We start from the raw sequence: 22,677 nt of genomic DNA on the forward strand, positions 1-22,677 counted from the left end.
TTAATATGCTGGGCTTTTTTTTGCGTAAAAATCACTCTATTTATAATAATATATAGATATGTATCAGTAAGCTCTAATACAAAATTCATATAAAAACAATAGAAAATTGGTATTACCAAAACAAATAACCAAAATAAAATTGAATGATTTTATACTCCTTACTATTTCGCAAATTTATAAGCCATACCCAACCTTTAATGAACATCTCATTATTTTAACATCACTTAAAAAACAAACTAAATACGTATAAAAGTACGACATAAAATTTAAAAATAGTACTAAAAAATGTATTTAATAGTACAAATAATATAAAAAACGCCTTTGGTAAACATACTTCAATAAAATTCACTCAAAATATAAAAAATAAAAATACACCATAAGCTATTAAATTTATTAAATATAAGCAAAATAAAAGAACACTTTGTAATACACCTTGTGAATTTTTGGTAAACAAAGGTTGTAATAAAAGCTGAATTGGACTAATTTCAACCATACCACCTGTATGACACACTACAGGGAAATAGCAGTTAAATTGGTTAACCAAACCAAGTAACAACACACACAATGACGTAAGTCGTACCCAAACGGGAGAGATACATGAAACTCAATCAAATTACTTCAACATTAATTAATAAACATAAAAGAAGTAGCTCTACAACAATCAGTGCAGCAGCCCTTTTACTAATGGCTTCTTCAAATATTGCAGCGCAAGAGGCTCCGGCAGCTTCAGAAACGGCAGCTGCAGATATTGAAGTTATTGAAGTAAAAGGCATGCTAGGTAGTATGAAAGCCGCCGCTATGCTTAAGCGTACTGACGGACGTATTGTAGATGCGATTGTTGCTGAAGACATTGGTAAGTTACCTGATAATAATATTGCAGAAGCACTGCAACGTATTACTGGTGTATCTATTAATACCGATTTTGGTGTGGGTGACAGTGTTTCGATTCGTGGCTTACCTCAAAACCGTGTTGAATTAAACGGTCGCTCTACTATTGGTGACTCTCGTGACGGTATTAGCTTACAAGATTACCCATCAAGTTTCTTAAAAACAGTAGAAGTCGTTAAGTCTCCTACTGCCGATATGATTGAAGGTGCATTAGGCGGAACAGTTAGCTTAAAAACAGTTCGCCCATTAGAGCTAGATAAACTAACTGGTGCTGTTTCATTAGATGGTGAGTACGCTGATAAAACAGAAAAAGTAGCACCTATTTTTAGTGGTTCACTTGGTAACAACTGGGACTTTGACGAAATGGGTACCTTTGGTGCCATTGCTATGTTTTCATATCAAGATCGTGAAATTCGTCAAGATGAAACGTCTAGCCGTGTTAAACCTCAAGACATTGATATTAATGGCCAAGAAGGTAATACACCAAGTGGCAACGCTATCGTACGAGACGAGCACAGTGTTGAACAATATGTAGAACAACGTAAACGTACTGCTGTAAATTTATCACTTCAATGGGCACCGCAATCTGGTAATGGCATGGTGTATCTAGATTTAAGTGGCACTAAACGCTCTGGTGAGCAAAGTGGTAACTCTATATTAGGTGTTGCGGGTTCGTTATCGACAGATGCAAATACAACTCAAGATGCTAACGGCGTAAATAATTACACGCTAACAAACGAATTTGGTATCCCTAAAACATACAGTGACTTTCGTGAAACTGACTCGTTTTCAAATGCACTTGGTGCAGAGTGGAACCTTACTGACAGTATAAAAATCTCTGGCGAAATTGCAGTAGCATCATCAGAAAGCGTAAGACCTGATTCTGAATTTACACTTCGCCCAATCGAAAAATCAACATTTGAAGCAAGTGGCGGAACTCAGCTAACAAATCATTTATATGATGGTGCATTTTCTCAAGACGGTAATAAATTACCAAGCATCATTCATTCAGATCCAAATGCATTTACTGACCCACAAAACTTAGCACTACGTACGTTTAAAAGTGAAGATAGAAGAACAGACAATGACGAAACAGCTATTCGTTTTGACGTTGAAATGTTTGAACCTCTCAGCAGCTTAAGCTGGGTATCTAAAGTAAAAGCAGGTGTACGTGTTACTAACCGCGATTACGAATATGAGCAATACAAAGTAGAAATTAAAGACATTTACAAAAATGCATTTAACGACTCAGATGGTTCATTAGCTACTTTATGGGTTGATGACTACAACGCTGCTTTTTCAAATAGCTTCACAACAGTTAGCCACGACAACTCTTTTGACCAATTAGGTCATTCAGGACAAAATGACCTACTAACGTTTTTAAGCTACAACGGTTTATCTAACCCTGCAAATACTTACGCTCAACTTCAGCAGTTACTTGCAGGTACTAACCTAGCGTCAACAGGTAGTCTTTCAGATAACCAAGAGTTCCAAGAAAGCGCATACCGTAACGTAGTTGAAGATACAGCTGCTGTGTACATATCAGCGTACTTAGACTTTGATAACATCACTGCGATTGTGGGTGGTCGTTATGTGACTACAGATTTAGAATCAAGCGTATTTCTTAATGGCGAAAAAGTAACTGGCGACAATGACTACAGCGACTTTTTACCAAGCTTAAACGTTACGTATAACTACTCAGACGAAACATTATTCCGCTTTGCTGCTGCAAAAGTTATGCGCCGCGCTGACTTTAGCGAGCTAAGCCCTGCATTTGACGTTAATAACGACATTACAGGTGCAACGCAAGGCTCTATTGATTTAGAACCATACCGTGCAACGCAATACGACTTATCTGTAGAGCATTACTTTGATGAAGGTAACGTACTATCTTTCGCAGTATTTTATAAAGATGTTGAGTCTTTCTTAAGTAACGAAAGTAGCTGTGTAGCAGCATCAAGCACTTCAACAGGTCAAAACGTAACTCAGTGGAACCAAGTATGTCAGCTTGACGTTGCAGGTGTATCTCAAGACAACCTAGTTTACTCAGATGCGACTGACTACCCTGTAGATATAGATGGCTTTAACCATGTTGCAGGCTTGCGTGACGCAGGACTAACGGGTATTGATACAGTTAAAAATGTAAACGGTGAAAACGGCTCAGTACAAGGTTTTGAAGTTGGTTACCAACAGTTCTTCACAAGCTTACCTGGTGCATTTTCTGGCTTAGGTGTTAATGCAAACTACACGTATGCAGACAGCGAACAACCAAACGGCAACCCATTATTAGATATTTCTAAAAATACGTACAACTTACAAGTATTTTGGGAATACGAAGGGTTCTCTACTCGTATCGCTTATAACTACCGTGACAGTTTCTTAGATACAGAAAACGAGAAACGCGTAGAAAATATTAACTCAGACGGCAGCATTTCAGCAGAAGGCACTGTTTACGGTAATAACTACCGTGACGACAGAGGCCAGTTAGATTTCTCTGCAAGCTGGGATATTAACGAAAACGTGACCTTAGTAGGTAATGCGACCAACTTAACGGGTGAGCCTTCAATCTACCTATCTGAACTAGGTGGTGCTTGGAAGTACACTGAAGCGGATCGCCGTTACAGCTTTGGTATTCGCGCTAAATTTTAATTTTCCCTGGACACTAAAGCCTGCTTTTATGCAGGCTTTTTTACGTCTATAAAAAAGTGGCTTTATATTACGTAAAAAACACTCCCTCCTAGCTATACTTATTTGAATATTAAATTTACTATCAAAACGTTGTAACTATTAGCAAGGATACTGAAGTGCTGTCGCGTTTATATAATTTTATGCCGGGTTTAGATACATTGCTGCACTACGAGCGACAATGGTTTGCTGATGATGTAAGAGCGGCGCTATCGGTAGCTGCGGTAGCTTTACCTGTTGCCATTGCTTACGCACAACTAACCGGTGTTAACGCCGCCGTCGGTTTATATTCTTGCATACTGCCAATGATGCTATATGCGCTTTTTGGCACTTCTAAGCAATTAATAGTCGGCCCTGATGCCGCCACCTGCGCCGTTATTGCAGCAGTAGTAACACCTCTTGCTGCAGGTGACAGCTTTAAGCATTGGCAACTTGTTGTCACAATGACCGCTATGACCGGCTTTTGGTGCTTTATAGCCAGTAAATTTAAGTTAGGTGTATTAGCCGACTTTTTATCTAAACCTATTTTAATGGGCTTACTAAACGGCGTGGCTATCACTATTATTGTGGGTCAATTTTCTAAAGTATTCGGTTTTACCTTTGACGAACGCTACCTACTTGAACGCCTAGGTGGTGTACCCACATATCTAGCGCAAACACATGTTCCCACCTTACTAATGGCTTTGTTTACACTGGCGGTTTACTTTGCCATGAAGCGCATAAGGCCCACGTGGCCTGCGTCTATGTTCGCCATAGCTTTTGGTGCGCTTTTGGTATGGATTTTTGATTTAAAACAACTTGATATAAAAACCATTGGTACCGTAACTGGCGGGCTTCCCGTTTTTAATACCCCTGTTTTTGATTTAGGGATTATTCGTGAGTTAGTGGTACCCGCACTTAACTTAGCCATCGTGAGCTTTGTAAGTATGATGCTAACTGCCCGCAGCTTTGCCGCTAAAAATGGCTACGACATAGACGCCGATAGAGAATTTAGAGCGCTAGGTATTGCCAATATAGCGTCAGCTCTTTCGCAAGGTTTTGCAGTCAGTGGCGCCGACTCACGCACCGCTGTTAACGATGCAACGGGTGGTAAAACGCAGTTAGTATCAATAATAGCAGCGGCCATTATTGCGGTCATAGCCGTGTTTTTAACAGCCCCACTTGAATTTATTCCAAGCGCAGCGCTAGGTGTTGTACTTATTATTGCCTCTGTTCATTTACTCGATTTAAAAGCGGTTTGGCAATTAAAACGAAAAGATAAACAGGCATTTTATCTCGCCTCAGCCACCTTACTTGCGGTGTTATTTATTGGCGTTATACCAGGGATCACACTTGCTGTATTACTGGGGTTATTTCAATTTATTCGCACTGTTATGCGCCCAACTGACAATATACTCGGCGTAGATGTTAACGGTGTAGTAAGAAGTTTAGACGCCACAGATAAAGCAAAAGCAGTGCAAGGCGTGTTTATCTACCGCTTTAATTCACCTTTAACTTACTTTAATGCCAGCTACTTTAAACGCAGATTACTTGAGCAATACGCAAGGCAAAAAGACGACACCCACTGTGTAATAATTGATGCTGTGCCCTGCTTTACTCACTTGGATTTAAGCGTAATGGCAATGCTTGCCGACCTCGACGTTATATTTAAAAAGCGCGATATAAGGCTTGAACTTGCAGGCAGAAAACGCCAGCTGCTCTCATGGTTTGAAATTGCCGGTATGAAGTCAGGAACAGAGGGCATATACATTCACTCAGACCTATACATCGCCCTAAAAAGAAATAGCGTAAGCCAGCATACAGAGGAAGTTAATTTATTCGTGGCAGATGAAAATAAAGAGGCGCTCACACATCCATAAAATACTAAACAGCAGATCAGCTAGCTGGCTCTGCTGTTTGTATTAAGTACTTTTTATACTTTTGGGTAATTTGAAGGGAAAAACGATTTTTTAGCGTCTTCATCAAACTCTTTTTTAAATGCTACATCAGTACCAATTACGCGTGCACGTGCAACCGCTGGGCGGCTATCAATGCTTTCAAACCAACGCTTAAGATTTGGGTACGGTGCTAAGCCCTCTTCACCTAGTACAACCGGTGCTTTATCAATCCAACCCCATGCAGATACATCAGCAATGGTATACGTATCACCCACAATAAAGTCGCGGCCCTCAAGGTGCGTATCAAGCACTTCGTAATGGCGCTGCGCTTCACGTAAATAACGATTAGCCGCGTAATCAAGCCCTTCTGGCGCCATGTGTCTAAAGTGTACACTTTGCCCTGAATACGGACCTAAACCAGATGCGATAAACATTAACCATGACAGCATTTCAGCGCGGTCATCGCCCTTGCCTTCTAGCTTTCCATATTTTTCAGAAAGGTACATTAAAATAGCATTCGAATCGAACACACGAGTTTCACCATCAACAATTGCTGGCGCCTTAGCGTTTGGATTAATTGCTTTAAATTCAGGTGTATGTTGCTCACCTTTTAAAGTATCAAGAGGAACAAGTTCAAACGGTAAGCCTGTTTCTTCTAAAAAGAGTGCAACCTTCATTGGGTTAGGAGTATGGTGAAAATAAAATTTAATCATGTAAAGTTCCTCAATAATTGAGCAACGATTAAAGCACAACTTGAGCGGGTGTTCAAATTAAGTTTTAACTAAGCAAAATATACAGTTAAAACGTGATTTAATTGTGAGTATTGCGTGATACTTCAATCTTAAAAATCACTTATGCTAAAGAAAAAATAAACTTTTGTAAGAAGTAATACACTTAAAAATCAATTATATAAACAACAAACTAAAAGCATGGCAAGTATTAGCACTACTCATATTTGGCCCATTAAATAAAAAGCCGATATTGAGCAACGCTCAATATCGGCTTTATTAATCATTTAATTTTGTCTAAATTAATCGGCTAAAGTTGGAACTGTAATAGGAATTACAACCCTTCTTACAACTGCGCTACCATCACCTCTTATCCAAAGTATCACTTCGTAATTTAATTCCTCAAGAGAGGCATTTTTAATCCCTTTCAAATTAATTTCAAAGGTCACTTCTTCATTTGGTTTAACGTTCTCAATTAAGACTGGTGTAATGGTTTCAACCCACTGTTCCCCTGAAATCACTTCAATTGAGAGATCGATTTCTTTTAAAGCCTCATCAAGAGCTGAAGAAATAGTCGCTGCAATTTCGCTACTATCATACGACAATAAAAATGTTTGTCCCTTAGTAGCTAACACAATTGAATCTAAATCATCTGTAGCTAGGTCAATAGAGCCGCTTTGCAATCCAAATACAGTCACACCTTTTTCTTGTAATATATTGATGACCTCAGTTTTGCCCGCACCTGGGTAATTATCATCTATATCTGAATCATGAAATGGCGCGTCTGTCGCTAATAAAATAACTTTTAAAGCACCTTCACGCCAACCAATATTCATAGGTTCAATATCACCCAAACTAGTATAATTTCCATCGTTGTCTATATCTCTACCAGCCCCAGTTACAGCTTGGTACAAACCTTCTAACTGTGACTCTTGATAATCATTACCTGAATAAATAGTTAAATTGTTAATACCTATTTTTGCGGCATCTATATCCGTTGTCATCGACTGTAATAAATAGAACGCTTCATCACCATCGTATTCACTGCCATATCCATCAATAGGGAAATCTGAAAAAGCAGAAACTCCAAAAGCAACATTAATTCCACGGCCAGATAAGTTTTCTAATATTTTGTCAGCTTGCTCTTTTAAACTGGCTATATCATCAGCATAACTACCGCTAACATCAATTAAAAACATAACATCAATTGCTGTCACAGTAGTTGCAGGTAAGGTAAAACTTAATTGCGAAGTAGTTTTATCCCCTTTAGATAAAGCAATTGGAGCCTTAACTTCTAAAACAGAATCAACAGTTAAATCGGCTGTTTGTATTGCAGAATGAATATTTAGTAACTGCGTAGGACCGGTTGTGCCTAGCGCTTTTGACTCTTCAGAAAGCGTTAAATTAGAAGATGTAGCAACTAAAATATCTTTAATCTCCGCTGCTTTTAATGAACTATTAATTCCTTTCACAATCCCTGCAGAGCCTGTTACTAAAGCAGCTGAAAATGATGTACCTACGCCTAAGCTACCATCAGTATTCCCCCACCCCATTTGATCACCAGGAGCTGCAATATTTACGACGTTACCCATACGTGTAAAATCAGTTTCTTTATCATCTGCATCTGTTGCCGCTACAATCAATGTATTTGTTTGCCAAGCATCTTGGGCAATATCATTGATATCAACTAAAAGTTGATCATCATTTTTTTCACAGTTATTACCAGCCGAATAAACTAGTAATACATCTTTTTCTTTTGCGTATTCCACTAAGTTAGTTTGTTGTAGACGCCAATTTCTATTACTTTTTAATCTAACTTGTGAGTCGTCAGCACAAGTGCTTGTATCACCCCAAGATATATTTACAATGCTCGCACCGTTATCTATAGTCGCCTTAGTTCCTGCTATTAAATCAGTTATATAAGTTTTAATAGGAGATTCAGATGAACACTCTTCAGTAGTTGATCCATCCTTGCAACGCTTAACATAAATATCGGTATGTATTAAGTTGGCACTGTGATCAACACCATACACTGCACTGCCTTCGCTCGTGTTATGTCCTGCAATAAAACTAGATACCCACAACCCATGAGAACTATCAGTTTCTGTATCATCACCTTCAACAACACCAAATTGGCCATTCTCTTGTGCGCGTAGACGAGTTAAGCGAGAGCTTTCAATGCTATTTTGTCCTGCACCTATACCGGTATCAACAACACCTAATGTCACTGGCGCTAAAGTACGTTCTTGTAATGCATCCCATGCTTTATCTGCGGCTACAGCTTTAACCCAATAATCTCCAGAAAAAAGAGGCTCATCAGTGCTTTCCTCTGCAATATATTGTATTACAGTGTTTTTATTTTTGATTACATGATTGTAATTACTAATCAGACTTAAGTTTTTTGACTCTATAACAGTATTTAAACCTGCATGCCTAACGCCGCCCATTTCACCAATTTTTGTTATCAAGCTATTTTCAGAAGCGCCTTCTCTAACTCTTATCTGTAATACTTTTAATGCATCATCAAAACTTGCGATTCCAGCATCATTATTACTAATCTCATCAAAAACAGCTTCTAATTCAGCTTCTGTAACATCATCGTTTAAATGTACTAATACTTCATTCAGCGCTGCTTCAACGGTTTGCCCATCTATAACAATATTTTCACTACCACCAGGTATAGACATAACACTTGCGGCAACATTAGTCACATCAACAAAAACACTACTTGTAGCTGTTTGACCATCATTATCAGTCACTGTTAAGTCAAAAGTTAACGTTGTATCAAAATCAACTTCTGGAGCAATAAATTTTAAAGAATCATTAGTTAAGTTATCAATTTCAATGATAATGCCGTCAGTTTGTTGCCAAGCATACGAAACTATTGAGCCATTAGAATCTTCTGCTATGCTTGTAATTTCTACTTCTGTATTTTCTTCAACAGTGACTCTTTCGTTTAAGCTCAATGTTGGTTCTACTAGTACATTTTTAATAGTAATTGAAATAGAGTCAGATGCAGTTAAACCACCATCATCAGTAGCAACTAATTCAAATACAACAACTTGCTCTTCATCTACTTCTGGCGCTGTAAAAGAAAGGGTGCTTGTATCTAAGCCGCTAAGCTCTAAATCAATCCCTGAGGTTTGCTGCCATGCATAGCTTGCTATTGTACCGGTTGAGTCTTCAGCAGTTCCTGTAAATGAAATAGATTGATTTTCATCTACGATAAGGTCAGCTTCTGCATTTACTGAAGGTGCTGTGTTGGCTATTACTTTAGGTGTTTCACTAGTACTAGATGGGTCTTTATCACTGCCACACGCAGTTAAAATAGAGGTTGCGATTAAACACAATGCAAAGCACTTTGTCTTTTTCATTTAATAAATCCTTTTGAAATTTACTGATTTTTAGTAAATCAAACATCCGTTTAAAACTAAAATCGAGTGTTTTGACCCAATAAAAAGTTATATTGAAACCTTATTTTAACTAAATGACACTTAAAGGCAACAATTAAAAGTCAAATAAAACAACAGGATAGCAACTTAGGCAACATAACACCGTACCACTTATCAGAACAATAAAAAACTAAAACACAAATAATTAACTTAATTAAAATAATAAAACGAAGCGATACTTCCTAAAACAACTCACTATCCCCTTATTTCTAGATAAAAAAGGCTAGAAAACTAATTAGCATAATATTTATTAGGTAAATATAACCCTGATAAATATCGTAATCTTTATTGCTAATAACCAAATAAAAACTCAAAATTTGATAACCTCTATATAAAAAAACACTTACACACTAAAGGTTGATGCTTTTAACTAACAAACCATCAGATTAAGTATAATATTTCCTAAAAATAAAATTTAGTCATGTAAAGTATTTCAATAATTGAGAAGCTAAATAAAATGCACAGTTAAAACGTGATTCAATTGTGAGTATTTCGTGATACTTCAATATTAAAAATCACTTATGCTAAGGTGAATATTAGCCTTTATGAGCCACAGCATGCTTTCTAAAACATTATATCGTCCATTCCTTATCGCATTTTTTGGGTTAATAATTTTTTGCTTTCAAAGCCAAGCTGCTGAGCAAGTGACTATTTCCAGTACAGCTAATCCGACTACCTTTTTAGAGCTTTATACATCGCAAGGCTGCAGTAGTTGCCCACCAGCAGAGCGCTGGATTTCAACGTTTACAGATGATGAAAAACTATGGACTGATTTAATCCCTATTAATTTTCATGTTACTTATTGGGATTATTTAGGATGGAAAGACCCGTTTGCCTCTGCTGTTTTTAGTAAAAGACAACGTACTTATAAGGCACTCGGTAAAAGTAGGATTGTAGCAACCCCGGGATTTATGGTTAACGGCAGCGGGTGGCAAGGTTGGTTTTATAAGCAAGCTATTCCTGTAGCTAAAGCCCCTTATTTAGGTAATTTAAAAGCGACTATAAACAACAGTAAAATTAATCTCGAATACGATACTGTTAATACCGAAGATAATACTAACCAAAACTTAATAGCCCATGTAGCTCTGTTAGGCTTTGGCATAGAAACACAAATACACAGCGGCGAAAACGCAGGCCATAAGTTAAAACACGACTTTGTTGTTATTGGCTACGAGCAAAGTGACATGCAGACCAAGCAGCAATTATCATTAACTGACTTACCCCTGCCTCGCGCTAATAATGTATCGCCAACAAAGCAAGCCTTAGTATTTTGGGTATCTGAAAAAAGCGACCCTACCCCACTACAAGTTGCAGCAGATTGGTTTTAATATGGATAAAATAAACAGCTGAAGTTTAAAAATAGGCCACCATTACACTTTTAACTATACAGCTTGTTAGTAGTCCACTCATACCCATATACGTAAACATAAAGCGTTGTTCAGAATCTGTTTTAAACACGAAAGCGACTAAATAAAGAGAAGTAATAATAGCTACGCTTAGCATAAGCCCATAAATAAATGAGCCGCAATAGTGTGGTAATACAGCTAAAGCGAGTGCGGTTAAATTAGTGCCAAAGAATGCTACGGGCTTTTTAATACCGCGTAAAATGGCAAATAGCGGTATAACAAAAGTAAGACAATACAACCAAATAATATGAGTAGACCATCCGTAACTTAAGGGAGCTTTAACTTCAAAAGTAGAAAACTTAAAATTACTCGAAAAGGTCAATCCTGTATTAATAATTACACTTACAATAAAAGCCCCAATAAATAGAGCGACTAACACCGCAATTGCACCGCCTGCGGTAGCCCCTGCTTTCTCTTTTTCTATAATTAAAATAATGACACTTAACAGCCCACTTAGTTGCAACCACTGCCAATAGTCGCCCGTAAATAGAGGAATAGCAGCTAAAACGATCGTAGTTATAATTAACTTACTTCCATCATTTGAGCGCAATAAATAAAAGGCCATTATGGCAATATAAAATAGAGCTGTTACATCAGGCATATCAACAACTTCCTTGTAAAAATATAATAAAAACCAATAAACGCAGCGATTATACCTATTACTGAGCCCCTATAAAATCCGATAATTGTGTTTACTTTTTAGCTGTGCAATATTAACTCACTATAAAACACAAGGATCGCTAAGCCTATCTAGAGGTTTGGTATAAAAACTAAAAAAGGATGAATATGATTAAGCCATTTTACGCTAGCTGTTTGTTAGCCCTCTCGCTATTAACACCCAGCCTTGTAAAAGCCAACCCGACAGCCTCGCAATATCAGGAAATTCTTAACGATAACCTTGCTGAAAACGAGCCTGGGGTATCGGTAATTATAAGCAAAAATGGCAAAGTACTTTTTAAAGGAGTGCGCGGGCTTGCCAACCTTGAGCATAACATTGCACTTAATGAGCAAAGCGTTTTACGTTTAGGTTCTATTTCAAAACAATTTACTGCAGCTGCAATTATGATGTTGCAAGAGCAAGGTAAGCTAGCGGTTACCGATGATATTCATAAGTATGTTGCAAGCTTTCCAACAGAGGGCAACCTCGTCACAATCGAAAACTTATTAACCCACACCTCAGGCATCGCCAACTACACAGATGACGACGATCTCTTTGATAAAGAAATACAAGTCCCCACCAGCGTTGACGATGCACTAGCGCGATTTGCCAAACACCCAATGGTGTTTAAACCCGGCGAAGCGATGGCTTATTCAAATACCGGTTATTCACTGCTTGGGAAAATAATTGAAGTAGCAAGTGGCCAGTCTTACAAAGACTTTATTGAACAACACATATTTAAAAAACTAAAAATGAACCAGAGTAGTTATGAAGGGCAAGAAATTGTTGCTCATCGCGCCTCTGGGTATGAGCAAACAGAGCAAGGATTTATCAACACCAGCTACATTAATATGGATTGGCCCTATGCCGCAGGTGCGCTTATATCTACTCCGACTGACTTAAACATTTGGTTTAGTGCACTAGCGTCTGGCAAGCTTATTAGTAAAGCAAGTTATGAGAAGATGGTCAGCCCTTTTAAACTCAATGACGGCAGCTTTTCATCCTATGGTTACGGATTAATTATTAAGCCTTTGAATGAATACACCGTAATTAAACACACTGGCGGAATAAATGGTTTTTTAGCCCATGCACGCTATATTCCAGAGCAAAAGCTATATGTAGCCGTACTGGCTAATTCAAACCACATAAACCCTATTTTTATCAACGAAAAACTCACAGCCAAAGCACTGGGTATTGCACTCCCCGAGTTTAAAAAAGCAGAGGTAACAGAGCTGCAATTAGCGCCCGTATTGGGTGATTACCGTATTGATGAAAACACCTTACGCAGCCTAATTTTTGAAAATGACGTTTTGTATTCAAAGCGCACTGGTGGCGATAAAACAAAACTTATTACCATGTCTAAAAATAGCTTTTACTACCCTAATTCAAACAATTACTTAGTAATAGAAAAAAACAGCCAAGGCCAATTAGTAATGAAGTATTTTAGTGGATTATCAACAACGCCTACTGAGGCGATTAAGATTTAGCTTTATAAGCCTCCCAAAAAACAATGCCCGCAGCTTTCTCTACTTATAAGCTCGGGTATTTTTATTTTGAATCCTCGTTAACGCAACAATAAATTATAAAATTAGTATGTGATGTGTAAAAGGTAATAAATATGTTACTTTTTATATGCTAATTTTATACTTAACCTCTTTAAAATAATTTACAAACCGAAAATAAGGAATAAGCATGCTTTTTCACCCTCACGGTAAATCCTATATTTTCGCCCCTTTGCTCATTATTTTGCTATCTGCTTGTACTTCAAACCCAGCTTTAATGCCTACACCCAATTTATATGTAAGTACGCCTTATTCAGAAGCCCAAGTACCTAAAAACCTACATACTACAAGTATGGAATTACTCTATGTTACAGACCGAGCAGTTTCTGAAAAAGAGGGGGTTATGTATAACGCAAGTCGCTCGCCATCAATTGCGTACGGTGTAGCAAAAATAAATTTTGGCGATAAATCTTTGCAGTGGAGTGAGCTATTAAAGCAAAGTAGCCTTAAAAATCGCTCCGGAAATTTGACTTACGTAATGGAAAAAGCGGATGAATTAGGTCGCTTCCCTTTATCGCCTTATAAATTTAGACGCGTAAAAAACAAACTCCAAATTGACGAAGATATTTTAGAACGCAAAATTTTTCACGAAACCCAATTAAACAAAAATATTAATCAGCGTTTAAAAAACAGTAATAATAAAGATGTTATTTTGTTTGTGCATGGCTTTAATAATACCTTTAACGAATCGGTATTTACTCTTGCTGGTATTTGGCATTTTTTAAACCGACAAGGCGTACCTATTGTTTACTCTTGGCCTGCTGCCGCCACAGGATTAACCGGCTATTTTGAAGATAAAGAGTCTGGTCAATTTACTATTTTTCATTTAAAAGAAACCTTACGACTACTTTTTAAAAATCCTGAAATAGAAAATATTCATATTATTGCGCATAGCCGTGGCACAGATGTAGTAACCACAACACTTAGAGAACTTATAATTGAAAAAAGAGCCAGTGGCGGAAATCCCCGAGAAGACCTGCGTATTGAAAACTTAATTTTAGCTGCTCCCGATCTTGATTTTGGTATTATTAAGCAAAGGCTAATGGCTGAGCAATTTGGGCCCGCATTTGGAAAAATCACTATTTACACCTCTCAAGAAGATAGCGCATTGGGTATTTCACAATGGCTAACAAACAGCTTAAGTTTTGGTAGGTTAAACACAAAAGATGTAAACATAAACGAGCAAGACATATTTACCTCAGTAGGTAACGTAAGCCTAATTAAAGTGCCTAAATCTGGCAGCTTAATAGGTCATGATTACTTTCATAGTGATCCGGCGGTAAGTTCTGATCTCATTAATTTGATATTACATAAAGCATCGCCAGGCTCTAAAAAACGACCTCTACAAAAGCTCGAAAACAACTTCTGGTCGCTCGATTCAAATTACTTAATCAAAAACGAATAGTAGTTAGCACACAAAAAATAAAGCTTACTGCTGACTCAATAACCACTCTTTTGGCGCTTGCCCTGTTTTTTTTCTAAATACACGGGCAAGTGCAGAGCCATTTTCGTACCCAACCTGATTAGCCACTAAATCCATATTTTGATTTTTTAAAATAAGCTTTTTAGCAACCGATAAACGCCAATCAGCCAAATAGTCAGCCGGTGTTTGCTCAATTACTCGCTTAAAGGTATCGGCAAATTTAGAGCGCGACATACCACATTCCTCAGCCATAGTGCTGAGCGACCAGCTTTGTTCTGGGGTTTGGTGTATTTTTATTAATACCTTAGCCAACTGAGGATGGGCAAGCCCTGCCATCATCCCGCTTTTAATTGTGCCTTCTTCTAGTACTTTACGAAGCACACTAATTAAAAATACATCGCATAAGCGATCTATAATTAAATGCTTACCGCTGGCGTCTTTAAATGCCTCTTCAAAAATCCAAAAAGCACTCTGCGCTAATAATCCATCACCCGTTAATTCGTAATTTAAGCAAAAAGGCAGCGCCTGCAATAAAGGGCTATGCCCTCCACTTTGATAGCTAATTTGTGCACACACTAAATCAGCACCGTCACCCTTATCCGAAAATAAACAGTGCCCTGTAGAGTGAGGAAAAAATATAACCGAAGGCGTAGATAAAACAACTTCAAAGCCACTATTACTACGCACTTTTAACGTACCTGAGCGTAATAAATGTAAATGCCCAACACCTTGATCGTCACTAAAGTCACTCGTACCGCACATGTTCCCACTAAAAAACACATTGGCATTAAGCGAAAAGTGACTCAGTACACTCGAAAGTACGTCCATAAACGCCTCTTTGGATTATTGGTATGAAAATACAGACTAATAGACGCATATTAACCAAACAATAACGATAAAGTACAGTTGAGTTTTAAACAAACACACTAATTAAATTACCCTTTGGAGATACACATGAAATTTTCGACACTCACTAAATCAGCTTTTTTTGCAGCATCAGTCCTTGCAAGTTCACTAAGCTTTGCAGCAGACATAGACGCAAATGCCGACGTTAACGACATTGCAATTAGTGGTTACGATACCGTTGCTTACTTTACCCAAAACAAAGCAGTAACAGGCAGCTCTGAATATACTGCAACACATAAAAATGCCATTTATAAATTCACCTCAGCTAAGCACCGCGACTTATTTAGAGCGAATCCAGAAAAGTACGCACCACAATTTGGTGGCTTTTGTGCGTTTGGTGTATCAATGGAGAAAAAATTTGACGTAGATCCAGAAGCGTTCAAAATTGTTGATAACAAACTTTATTTAAATCTTGATAAATCAGTTCAAAAACAATGGCTAAAAGACGTACCTGGCTTTATTAATTCAGCCGACTCAAACTGGTTTGACATAAAAGACAAAACAGCAAAAGAGCTTTAATAAACAAAGTTTCATTTAAATATAATATTGTGAGGCTGCTTTAGCTTACACCAGCAGCCTTAAATTTAGTGCGTTGTTCATTATTAGCAGTAGAGAGTTTTATGTTGAAATCGTTGTTAGTTATTATAAGTGTTACCTTTTTATCGTTTAGTACATTGGCTGATCAAGCCTCTGATAAAGTAGCGATAAAAGCCGCAGTAAACGACTACTTTCAAGGTCAAAGGGAGGCGAGTAAAGAACGTTTATTTCGCGCATTTGCAGCAGAGCACGCAACAATGGTGGGTGTAGTAAAAAACGACAACGGTAAAAAAGTTATTAAGTCTTATAAAGATATGACCAGTGTGCTTAACCAATGGGCATCAAATAAAAACCCAGCGGGTGGAAACCTCGATGGTGAAATTATTAGTATGAACATAGTTGACGATCGTTTAGCTGTTGTTTTATTTCGCTCTACTAACCGCTTTTACGATGCACTAACATTAGCTAAACTAGATAATGAATGGAAAATAGTCGCTAAAGCTTATATTTTGCAATAACTATTAAACCAATAATCGCTGTTATAAAATTTTAACCTGTTTATTTGACCATTAACGTGGCTCAAATATTACTTTGATTTATTTAACAGCGCTTTTAAATCGGCAAACGGAGAATGCGTTGCAGCCTCTATCTTTCGCTCTGTAGTCGACCCGCCATACATAATATGTTCGTGGTATTTATTGTGCTCATTGTCGTGGCAATAAATACACAATAACTCCCAGTTACTTCCGTCTTCAGGATTATTACTGTGGTTATGATCAACATGATGCACCGTTAACTCACGTAAATTAGAGTACTCAAACTCACGAGCACAACGCCCGCATACCCAAGGATATAATCTTAAGGCTTTTATTCTATAACCTTCCTCTTGCTTAACATAAGCCTGAGGTACATCGTTATTCTTACTCATAATATTCCTGGTAAATTCACTATTTCGGTGCTCAATACTAAAAAAACTTAATTACTGACAAATCACCAAAAGAAGTATCTATATGCCGGCCTGTTTGCTCCCATGCACGTAGTACAACCATAAGTTTTTTATTGTCAGAAGTCCAAGAAATTCCACCGCCGTATGCTGCTACTTTTTCGCCGCCCGAATCTTTTAATCCCAGTCCTGGGTCTGTATTTCGAATATTTCCCTTACCTACTTTGTATTCAGCAAATACGTGAACATTATGCGGTAACGAAAATGATAAAAGCGAGCCAATACTCGCCCCATACGAATTAGAAATTAACTTAGTGACCTGTGGTGCAGACGAATTTAAAAAATCAGCCTGAAACACAATATTATCTTTATTCTCAAGAGATACATGCTTAAAAGACCACGCGCCAACAATACTTAACGACAAATCAAATTTGCTGCTTAGCTTTGGCCTATTAAGAAAAAAATGCTCAAACAAAGACTCTTTATTATTGAAGGTATAGAAGTTGTGTTGGCCAGATAGCTCAAACTTGGTTGAACGTGTATTTTGCGAGAAAATTTGATCCGTTTGATTGCCGCTTAAATTGCTAGCCGTGCTTTGCAGCCCTTCAAGCGTTTGATAGTTAAATGTGATTTTAGAATTTTTAAATTTTCTATAAGAAAGCAGTATATCTTGTGTTTTTGTTTCAACATCATCTTCGAAAATATCGGCTGAATAACCAATTTCAATGTCGTTAATATCAAAAAACACACCCACACGTTGATTGTTTATGGGCTCTAACGAAAACAGTGTTTTTTGATTACTCCCAGCCAAGTCGTCGTATATTAACGCGTGACTAGTGTTAGGGTTTGAAATAGTGGTTCGTACCGACTTTAAGTCAAAGTCGAAAGCCAATACAGCACCAGATTGAAATGCCGCTAAAACAGCAAAGCTCACAATAACCAAGTAATTGCGATTCATTAAAAACACTCAAAAATTAATTTGTATTAGAGTAGCGTTTTTTTCACCTTAAATTATCACAAAAGGTTAACAATTGATGAAAACTTTAAATAATGCGCTTTATGTCATTTTTTGGGGTGCTTTCAAGGTCAAACTCACTTACATGCTTAATTAGCTCCGGGAAGAACGCTAAAAACACGGCTTCTAATTCGTCGTAGTTACGCGTTATATCATCAGCCGCCCCCGCAAAGTTATTAGTAAAACGGATGCGGTTAGCAATATTATCAAGTGCTACTCCTATTCCCTCAACGGTTTCGTACTCTTTAAACCAATCGTTTTTAGTCATACTTGTTACAACATGCTGCATGCGCGGCGGCATAACAGGTATGCGATTATTCAAAAGCTGATAGCTGGTGTACTTAAAATCACTTAAAGGTTGCTTGCTAAATCGCTGCCAATGCACAATTAAAAAATGATCAAACACCACATCAATAGCCACACCAGCAAAACGTTTACGCTCAGGTGAAAAGTACTGTTTAGCGTGTTTAACTGCGCGGTGGGAGTCGGTAAATTTATCGACTAAATAGTGGTTATCGAGCCCGTTTTTAACCGTATTTGGTAAGTACTCTACATGCCTTTTACCACCAAAGTCGCCCAATAAGTTCCCAAAGTGAGAATCGGCTGTGGGCTGCGCTAAATAAAGATGAGCTAAATAATTCAAAGTGTTCTCGGGCTTGGCTAATACAAACAAATAATAACGTAAATTTAAACTAAACTCACATTCGTGTTTAAAGCAGTACTTATGGTTTTGCTTACCAATTTTACTCAAACATACTGCAAAGTATTGTATAAACAGCGCAAATATAAAACGAGTATATAAAAAGCCGCTATATCAGCTATGGCGGCTTTTTAATGCTTTAGCCTTGTTGTTAGTTTGATCAAAACTAGTTACTCGACTTAACCCAATTTCCATTGTCATTTTTACTGTAGCTATTTTTAACCGCAGACCAAGCAACTTTATGCGCTGTGGTTTCGCGGTCGTCGTCGTTTTTTCTATCGCTTGGGTCCTTGTAGGTTTCCCATGCACTATTAAACGCCTCTTGATATATGTCTTGAGCATGTTTAGGTAAGTTACTTTTTACCGACTCAGGTAATTCATAACGGTTTTTATATGGCATAACTTTCTCCTTATATTTACTCAATTACGCCACAAGCAACACGGCTACCACCGCCACCTAATGGCTTTGGCTCATCTGCATAGTTATCACTTCCTTCGTGGATCATCACTGCATGTTGTTTAAGTTTTTCAAGCGTGAGCCTTGGCGCTAAAACAGGCGATTTAGCTTGGCCACTTTCATTTACATACAACGCCGGTAAATCGCCTAAATGGCCGTTAGCCCAAGGAGCATCATGATGCTCGCTAGCTTTTGGATCGAAATGCCCACCAGCGGCACCACCTGGCACTACCTTATCGCCTTTTTTCTTGGGTTCACAACTAGCAAATTGATGAACATGAAAGCCGTGTTGCCCCGGCGTTAAACCTTTTAAGTTTGGTGAAAAAACAACGCCATGATCATTTTCTGTTAGTGTAATAGTGCCTAGTAATTGCCCCTGGCCCGACTTAGTAACTTGGTGCATTTCAACGTTTACATTAGCCAGTGCACTATTTTGTAGTAACACGCTGGTAAATAATATTGCAAAAGCAGGTTTTAAAACGCGGTTTAAACTTCTTTTAGCTTTTGAATCAAACTGCAAACAATTCATCATCATCTCCTGATTTAGTATCAAATTAATAAAACAATATCGCTAAATTAAGCGACTATTAAATAAGTAGTTTCAATGTCTATACCAGTCCTATGTTCAAACATACATTTATGTATTTTTTAGTCGCAATTTATTGATTAAAATAACTTTAACTAAACATCCATTTAATTAATGAGCTAACTTTTACTCAAAGATTAAGTAAAAACCGAGGCATATTTACAAAGAAAATGGCAACTTTACAAAGCTCGTGAGAAAAGATTACCAACGTCCCTACCAAAAAAGACAACCCAAGTGAAAAAGACGATATTAAAGAGGCTGTTATTACTTAGGCGGTAGTCTCGAGGGTTGGTGTTGGTTGAATGGCCGTACGTTATAAAATAAAGAAGCGCCAATCTAAATAAGTCTTTTACAGAGACTCTTCACGCATTATATTTATAAGGGGTATTTATTAATCAAAGTATGTTTAAAACCAACCCGCTTATAAATGGGTCCATTTAATGACAAAAATTACGTTATTTAGTTGTTCTATATCAGAATTTTTAACGCAGTTAGCGTCAGATTTAATCCTTAAAATCAATTAAGTATTGTTGCTCGGCGCTAAAAAGCGAGCACAAAAAAAGGTGAAACCAAGTTTCACCTTTTTAATTAATTAGCTAGCATTACGCTGTAGATACGTTACTTGCGCCTGCATTGTTAAGTATTTCTTCAATAGCGTTTTTGTTGTCACTATCGTACTTAATACCAATTAATATAGAGCCTTTTTCAATGGCATCTTCATAATACTTAATTTCGTGCTCGGGGATAAACGCACCAATTGCGGCACCTAAAGTACCACCTACTGCAGCGCCTGCGCCACCAGCAGCAAATGCAGCGACTAATGGTCCGGCAACTAATAAGCCTGTACCACCTGTTGCTACAGTCCCTACGGCAGTGAAACCACCAATAATTGCAGCAAGAATACCACCCGAAGCCGCGCCAATAAGGCCGCCTTCAGAAGCTTTAGTACCTTCGTCTACAGCAAAATCTTCCTTTGCGTATGAGTCGTTGGCTACAATACTTATATCAGCTTCATTAATACCTAAAGCTTCTAATCTATAAATTGCGAGTGTTGCTTGTGATGCACTTTCGAATAACCCAGTAATAACGGTACTCATAATAACTCCTTTATTTATTTAAGAAAATACACTTACTACCAAGCAAAACTTAAACCAAGTAAATTATTATTTAAAATCAATAATATAAAACAAAACCCCGTGCTAACACTCTTATTATTAGAGTAAAAATTGCTAAATTTTGTAAAAAACTCCTATCTACATAAACAAACTTACTAACAAGCGGTATGCCGTTTTTAATATAAATATATTAATTAAAATTATTACTTAGACCATGTAATTTCAGCTAATTGGTTAGTCGCTGTTTGGTGAATAATCAGCCCATTATTCCCCATGCGCATATGCCTAATTAAGCCAGAGTAAACACCCTCTTTGCTCGGAATTTGCCAGCTTTGCATGGTTTCGGTATTAAGGTCGAACCGTACTAAGGTTTCAGGGCGTTTAGCTGACTCGTTAAACCAAATAGCGTTATCTGCATATTCAATTGCATACGGGTGGCTGTTTTCACCGCTGGGGTTATCCCACTGAGTGATCTTCGTGGTTTTTGGGTTATAGCGGCCAAGTTTACCCATGCCAGAGTTCACATAAAAAACCATATCGTCAGGCGTAATGGCAAGTCGCCTTGCATGCGTTTTAGCGCCTGGGAGTTTAATCTCACTAAGCTCCATAGAGCTTTTATCAACTTTAACCAAACAGTTACTACCATTACACGAGACCCACGGTGACCCGTTTGAATCAAGCTTAATACCATATGGCCGTGAGCCTTTAGTGGGTAAAGTAGCGAGTTTAATATCGCCAGTTGTAGGGTCTAGCTTGCCAATCATATTACTATGTTGGAGGGTAAACCAAAATATGCCGGCTTCATCAAATACACCGGTATGCGGGTCGCGGGCGTTTTTATCGGGCATTTTATATACTTTAAATTTTTCGGTTTTTAAATCTAAATATCCAACCGTGCCATTTTTATTACCTAAAAACCAAGGAGTTTGATTTTTATCAAGCGACACACTGTGCGCATAGGTATCACTTGGCAGTGTGTACTCTTTCATATCGCCGGTTTTAGGGTCTAACCTGCCTAAAATATTACCCCACTGGCCAACCCACCAAATAAGTCCGTTTTTACCTTGCACCGGATCGCGAGCGCGCTGCCCAAGCGTAGGCACTTGCCAGTACTTAAAGCTAAGCTTTAAATCGCCCGCAACAACCTTAGACTCGCGCTTTGTATTAACAGGATAATGCTCAGCTAAATAAGCGCTTATATCTTTACTAAGCGCGGTATCTGCGCCCGTATCAACCATATAGCTTATTAGTGTTTGCCAGTCCTGCTGGCTATAACCCGCACTGCGCTCAAGATTATTTAAACTATGGCAACTAGCACAAAGCTGCTCAACTAGCGGCCCCTTATCGTTGCTCAGCACTGGTAGCGGCGCAGCCAAAGTGCCCGACACAGCCATTACCGCAACGTATTTATTAAATAAAAATCTATTTTTACTCATAACGCCCTCCCTTGTTTTTAATATTAAAGCATAGGGCAAGAGTGTTTACTATCTGTACAACAATGAGTGCGATAAGCCGGCTAGAAGGTAAGTTAAATTGCAGGGTTAATATCTAAAAAGAAGATTTCGAGCAGAGCTGCGCACGCTCTACATTGGTTATTTAGCTTGTGGTAAGTGTGGTGTGAGCGTGGTTTTAAACGACTAATTTGCACAAATACAAAACGCCCTAATTTAAAAGCTCCTCAACCTATCGGTATGTAAATTGCTGGTACTACTGTTCTTACTTAAAGAGTTACATATTGA

General features: G+C 37.9%; 18 protein-coding genes. 7 read left to right on the plus strand and 11 right to left on the minus strand.

Annotation, left to right across the window (positions count from 1 at the left end):
* The first annotated feature begins 597 nt into the window (after window positions 1-597).
* Together I6F43_RS04535 and I6F43_RS04540 are read left to right on the plus strand one after the other, a co-directional pair.
* Window positions 598-3,537 (plus strand): TonB-dependent receptor, encoded by a 2,940-nt coding sequence (locus I6F43_RS04535; protein ID WP_007581455.1) that lies wholly within the window; start codon window positions 598-600, stop codon window positions 3,535-3,537.
* Window positions 3,538-3,692: 155 nt separating this feature from the next.
* Window positions 3,693-5,432 carry a SulP family inorganic anion transporter gene (locus tag I6F43_RS04540; protein WP_197101224.1) on the plus strand — a complete coding sequence of 580 codons (1,740 nt, stop codon included), beginning with the start codon at window positions 3,693-3,695 and terminating at the stop codon, window positions 5,430-5,432.
* 53 nt (window positions 5,433-5,485) lie between these two features.
* Here the strand turns inward: I6F43_RS04540 and I6F43_RS04545 are convergent, their stop codons facing one another.
* Together I6F43_RS04545 and I6F43_RS04550 are read right to left on the minus strand one after the other, a co-directional pair.
* Window positions 5,486-6,163: a glutathione S-transferase family protein gene (locus I6F43_RS04545; RefSeq protein WP_197101226.1), complete on the minus strand. Its 678-nt coding sequence runs from the start codon at window positions 6,161-6,163 to the stop codon at window positions 5,486-5,488.
* Between the two features lie 317 nt (window positions 6,164-6,480).
* On the minus strand, window positions 6,481-9,552 hold the full coding sequence (locus I6F43_RS04550; protein WP_197101228.1) for a PKD domain-containing protein: 3,072 nt from the start codon (window positions 9,550-9,552) through the stop codon (window positions 6,481-6,483).
* 623 nt (window positions 9,553-10,175) lie between these two features.
* On the opposite strand from I6F43_RS04550, the gene I6F43_RS04555 reads away from it, so the two are divergent.
* Complete coding sequence (locus tag I6F43_RS04555; protein WP_231614021.1) at window positions 10,176-10,958, plus strand: DUF1223 domain-containing protein; 783 nt, start codon at window positions 10,176-10,178, stop codon at window positions 10,956-10,958.
* Window positions 10,959-10,983: 25 nt separating this feature from the next.
* Here I6F43_RS04555 and I6F43_RS04560 read toward each other — a convergent pair whose 3' ends face one another.
* Window positions 10,984-11,637: a hypothetical protein gene (locus tag I6F43_RS04560; RefSeq protein WP_197101229.1), complete on the minus strand. Its 654-nt coding sequence runs from the start codon at window positions 11,635-11,637 to the stop codon at window positions 10,984-10,986.
* Window positions 11,638-11,822: 185 nt separating this feature from the next.
* On the opposite strand from I6F43_RS04560, the gene I6F43_RS04565 reads away from it, so the two are divergent.
* Both I6F43_RS04565 and I6F43_RS04570 read left to right on the plus strand, forming a co-directional pair.
* Entirely contained in the window at window positions 11,823-13,181 is a 1,359-nt protein-coding gene (locus I6F43_RS04565; protein WP_197101231.1) for a serine hydrolase domain-containing protein, read from the plus strand.
* Between the two features lie 205 nt (window positions 13,182-13,386).
* Window positions 13,387-14,661 carry an alpha/beta hydrolase gene (locus tag I6F43_RS04570; RefSeq protein ID WP_197101233.1) on the plus strand — a complete coding sequence of 425 codons (1,275 nt, stop codon included), beginning with the start codon at window positions 13,387-13,389 and terminating at the stop codon, window positions 14,659-14,661.
* A gap of 24 nt (window positions 14,662-14,685) precedes the next feature.
* Here I6F43_RS04570 and I6F43_RS04575 read toward each other — a convergent pair whose 3' ends face one another.
* Complete coding sequence (locus I6F43_RS04575; RefSeq protein ID WP_197101235.1) at window positions 14,686-15,507, minus strand: AraC family transcriptional regulator; 822 nt, start codon at window positions 15,505-15,507, stop codon at window positions 14,686-14,688.
* A gap of 126 nt (window positions 15,508-15,633) precedes the next feature.
* Between I6F43_RS04575 and I6F43_RS04580 the strand changes: the two genes are divergently transcribed.
* Both I6F43_RS04580 and I6F43_RS04585 read left to right on the plus strand, forming a co-directional pair.
* On the plus strand, window positions 15,634-16,104 hold the full coding sequence (locus I6F43_RS04580) for a YHS domain-containing (seleno)protein (RefSeq protein WP_165734603.1): 471 nt from the start codon (window positions 15,634-15,636) through the stop codon (window positions 16,102-16,104).
* 101 nt (window positions 16,105-16,205) lie between these two features.
* Window positions 16,206-16,640 carry a nuclear transport factor 2 family protein gene (locus I6F43_RS04585; protein ID WP_197101238.1) on the plus strand — a complete coding sequence of 145 codons (435 nt, stop codon included), beginning with the start codon at window positions 16,206-16,208 and terminating at the stop codon, window positions 16,638-16,640.
* A 68-nt stretch (window positions 16,641-16,708) separates the two neighbouring features.
* Here the strand turns inward: I6F43_RS04585 and I6F43_RS04590 are convergent, their stop codons facing one another.
* From I6F43_RS04590 to I6F43_RS04620, 7 genes are all read right to left on the minus strand, one after another.
* Window positions 16,709-17,050, minus strand: coding sequence for a YajD family HNH nuclease (locus I6F43_RS04590; RefSeq protein WP_197101240.1), 342 nt, complete (start codon window positions 17,048-17,050; stop codon window positions 16,709-16,711).
* A gap of 37 nt (window positions 17,051-17,087) precedes the next feature.
* Entirely contained in the window at window positions 17,088-18,023 is a 936-nt protein-coding gene (locus tag I6F43_RS04595; protein ID WP_197101242.1) for a hypothetical protein, read from the minus strand.
* A gap of 85 nt (window positions 18,024-18,108) precedes the next feature.
* Window positions 18,109-18,723, minus strand: a complete 615-nt coding sequence (locus tag I6F43_RS04600; protein ID WP_024590241.1) for an acyl carrier protein phosphodiesterase — start codon at window positions 18,721-18,723, stop codon at window positions 18,109-18,111.
* 223 nt (window positions 18,724-18,946) lie between these two features.
* Window positions 18,947-19,180 carry a ChaB family protein gene (locus I6F43_RS04605; RefSeq protein WP_197101244.1) on the minus strand — a complete coding sequence of 78 codons (234 nt, stop codon included), beginning with the start codon at window positions 19,178-19,180 and terminating at the stop codon, window positions 18,947-18,949.
* Window positions 19,181-19,196: 16 nt separating this feature from the next.
* Window positions 19,197-19,766, minus strand: a complete 570-nt coding sequence (sodC, locus tag I6F43_RS04610) for a superoxide dismutase family protein (protein ID WP_197101246.1) — start codon at window positions 19,764-19,766, stop codon at window positions 19,197-19,199.
* 659 nt (window positions 19,767-20,425) lie between these two features.
* Window positions 20,426-20,920, minus strand: coding sequence for a hypothetical protein (locus I6F43_RS04615; protein ID WP_024590238.1), 495 nt, complete (start codon window positions 20,918-20,920; stop codon window positions 20,426-20,428).
* Between the two features lie 221 nt (window positions 20,921-21,141).
* A complete protein-coding gene (locus tag I6F43_RS04620; RefSeq protein WP_197101248.1) occupies window positions 21,142-22,374 on the minus strand; it encodes a Vgb family protein in 1,233 nt (410 codons plus the stop codon).
* Window positions 22,375-22,677: the final 303 nt, after the last annotated feature.

It is taken from the genome of Pseudoalteromonas sp. NZS71_1, from assembly GCF_015864305.1.
Lineage (GTDB): Bacteria > Pseudomonadota > Gammaproteobacteria > Enterobacterales > Alteromonadaceae > Pseudoalteromonas > Pseudoalteromonas arctica.

Bases quoted from the DNA above. Each gene is read 5' to 3' on its own strand.
- I6F43_RS04595 (WP_197101242.1), bottom strand. From the start codon at position 18,023: ATGAATCGCAATTACTTGGTTATTGTGAGCTTTGCTGTTTTAGCGGCA.
- I6F43_RS04605 (WP_197101244.1), bottom strand. From the start codon at position 19,180: ATGCCATATAAAAACCGTTATGAATTACCTGAGTCGGTAAAAAGTAAC.
- sodC (WP_197101246.1), bottom strand. From the start codon at position 19,766: ATGAATTGTTTGCAGTTTGATTCAAAAGCTAAAAGAAGTTTAAACCGC.
- I6F43_RS04570 (WP_197101233.1), top strand. From the start codon at position 13,387: ATGCTTTTTCACCCTCACGGTAAATCCTATATTTTCGCCCCTTTGCTC.
- I6F43_RS04620 (WP_197101248.1), bottom strand. From the start codon at position 22,374: ATGAGTAAAAATAGATTTTTATTTAATAAATACGTTGCGGTAATGGCT.
- I6F43_RS04585 (WP_197101238.1), top strand. From the start codon at position 16,206: ATGTTGAAATCGTTGTTAGTTATTATAAGTGTTACCTTTTTATCGTTT.
- I6F43_RS04555 (WP_231614021.1), top strand. From the start codon at position 10,176: ATGAGCCACAGCATGCTTTCTAAAACATTATATCGTCCATTCCTTATC.
- I6F43_RS04545 (WP_197101226.1), bottom strand. From the start codon at position 6,163: ATGATTAAATTTTATTTTCACCATACTCCTAACCCAATGAAGGTTGCA.
- I6F43_RS04560 (WP_197101229.1), bottom strand. From the start codon at position 11,637: ATGCCTGATGTAACAGCTCTATTTTATATTGCCATAATGGCCTTTTAT.
- I6F43_RS04590 (WP_197101240.1), bottom strand. From the start codon at position 17,050: ATGAGTAAGAATAACGATGTACCTCAGGCTTATGTTAAGCAAGAGGAA.
- I6F43_RS04550 (WP_197101228.1), bottom strand. From the start codon at position 9,552: ATGAAAAAGACAAAGTGCTTTGCATTGTGTTTAATCGCAACCTCTATT.
- I6F43_RS04535 (WP_007581455.1), top strand. From the start codon at position 598: ATGAAACTCAATCAAATTACTTCAACATTAATTAATAAACATAAAAGA.
- I6F43_RS04565 (WP_197101231.1), top strand. From the start codon at position 11,823: ATGATTAAGCCATTTTACGCTAGCTGTTTGTTAGCCCTCTCGCTATTA.
- I6F43_RS04580 (WP_165734603.1), top strand. From the start codon at position 15,634: ATGAAATTTTCGACACTCACTAAATCAGCTTTTTTTGCAGCATCAGTC.
- I6F43_RS04575 (WP_197101235.1), bottom strand. From the start codon at position 15,507: ATGGACGTACTTTCGAGTGTACTGAGTCACTTTTCGCTTAATGCCAAT.
- I6F43_RS04615 (WP_024590238.1), bottom strand. From the start codon at position 20,920: ATGAGTACCGTTATTACTGGGTTATTCGAAAGTGCATCACAAGCAACA.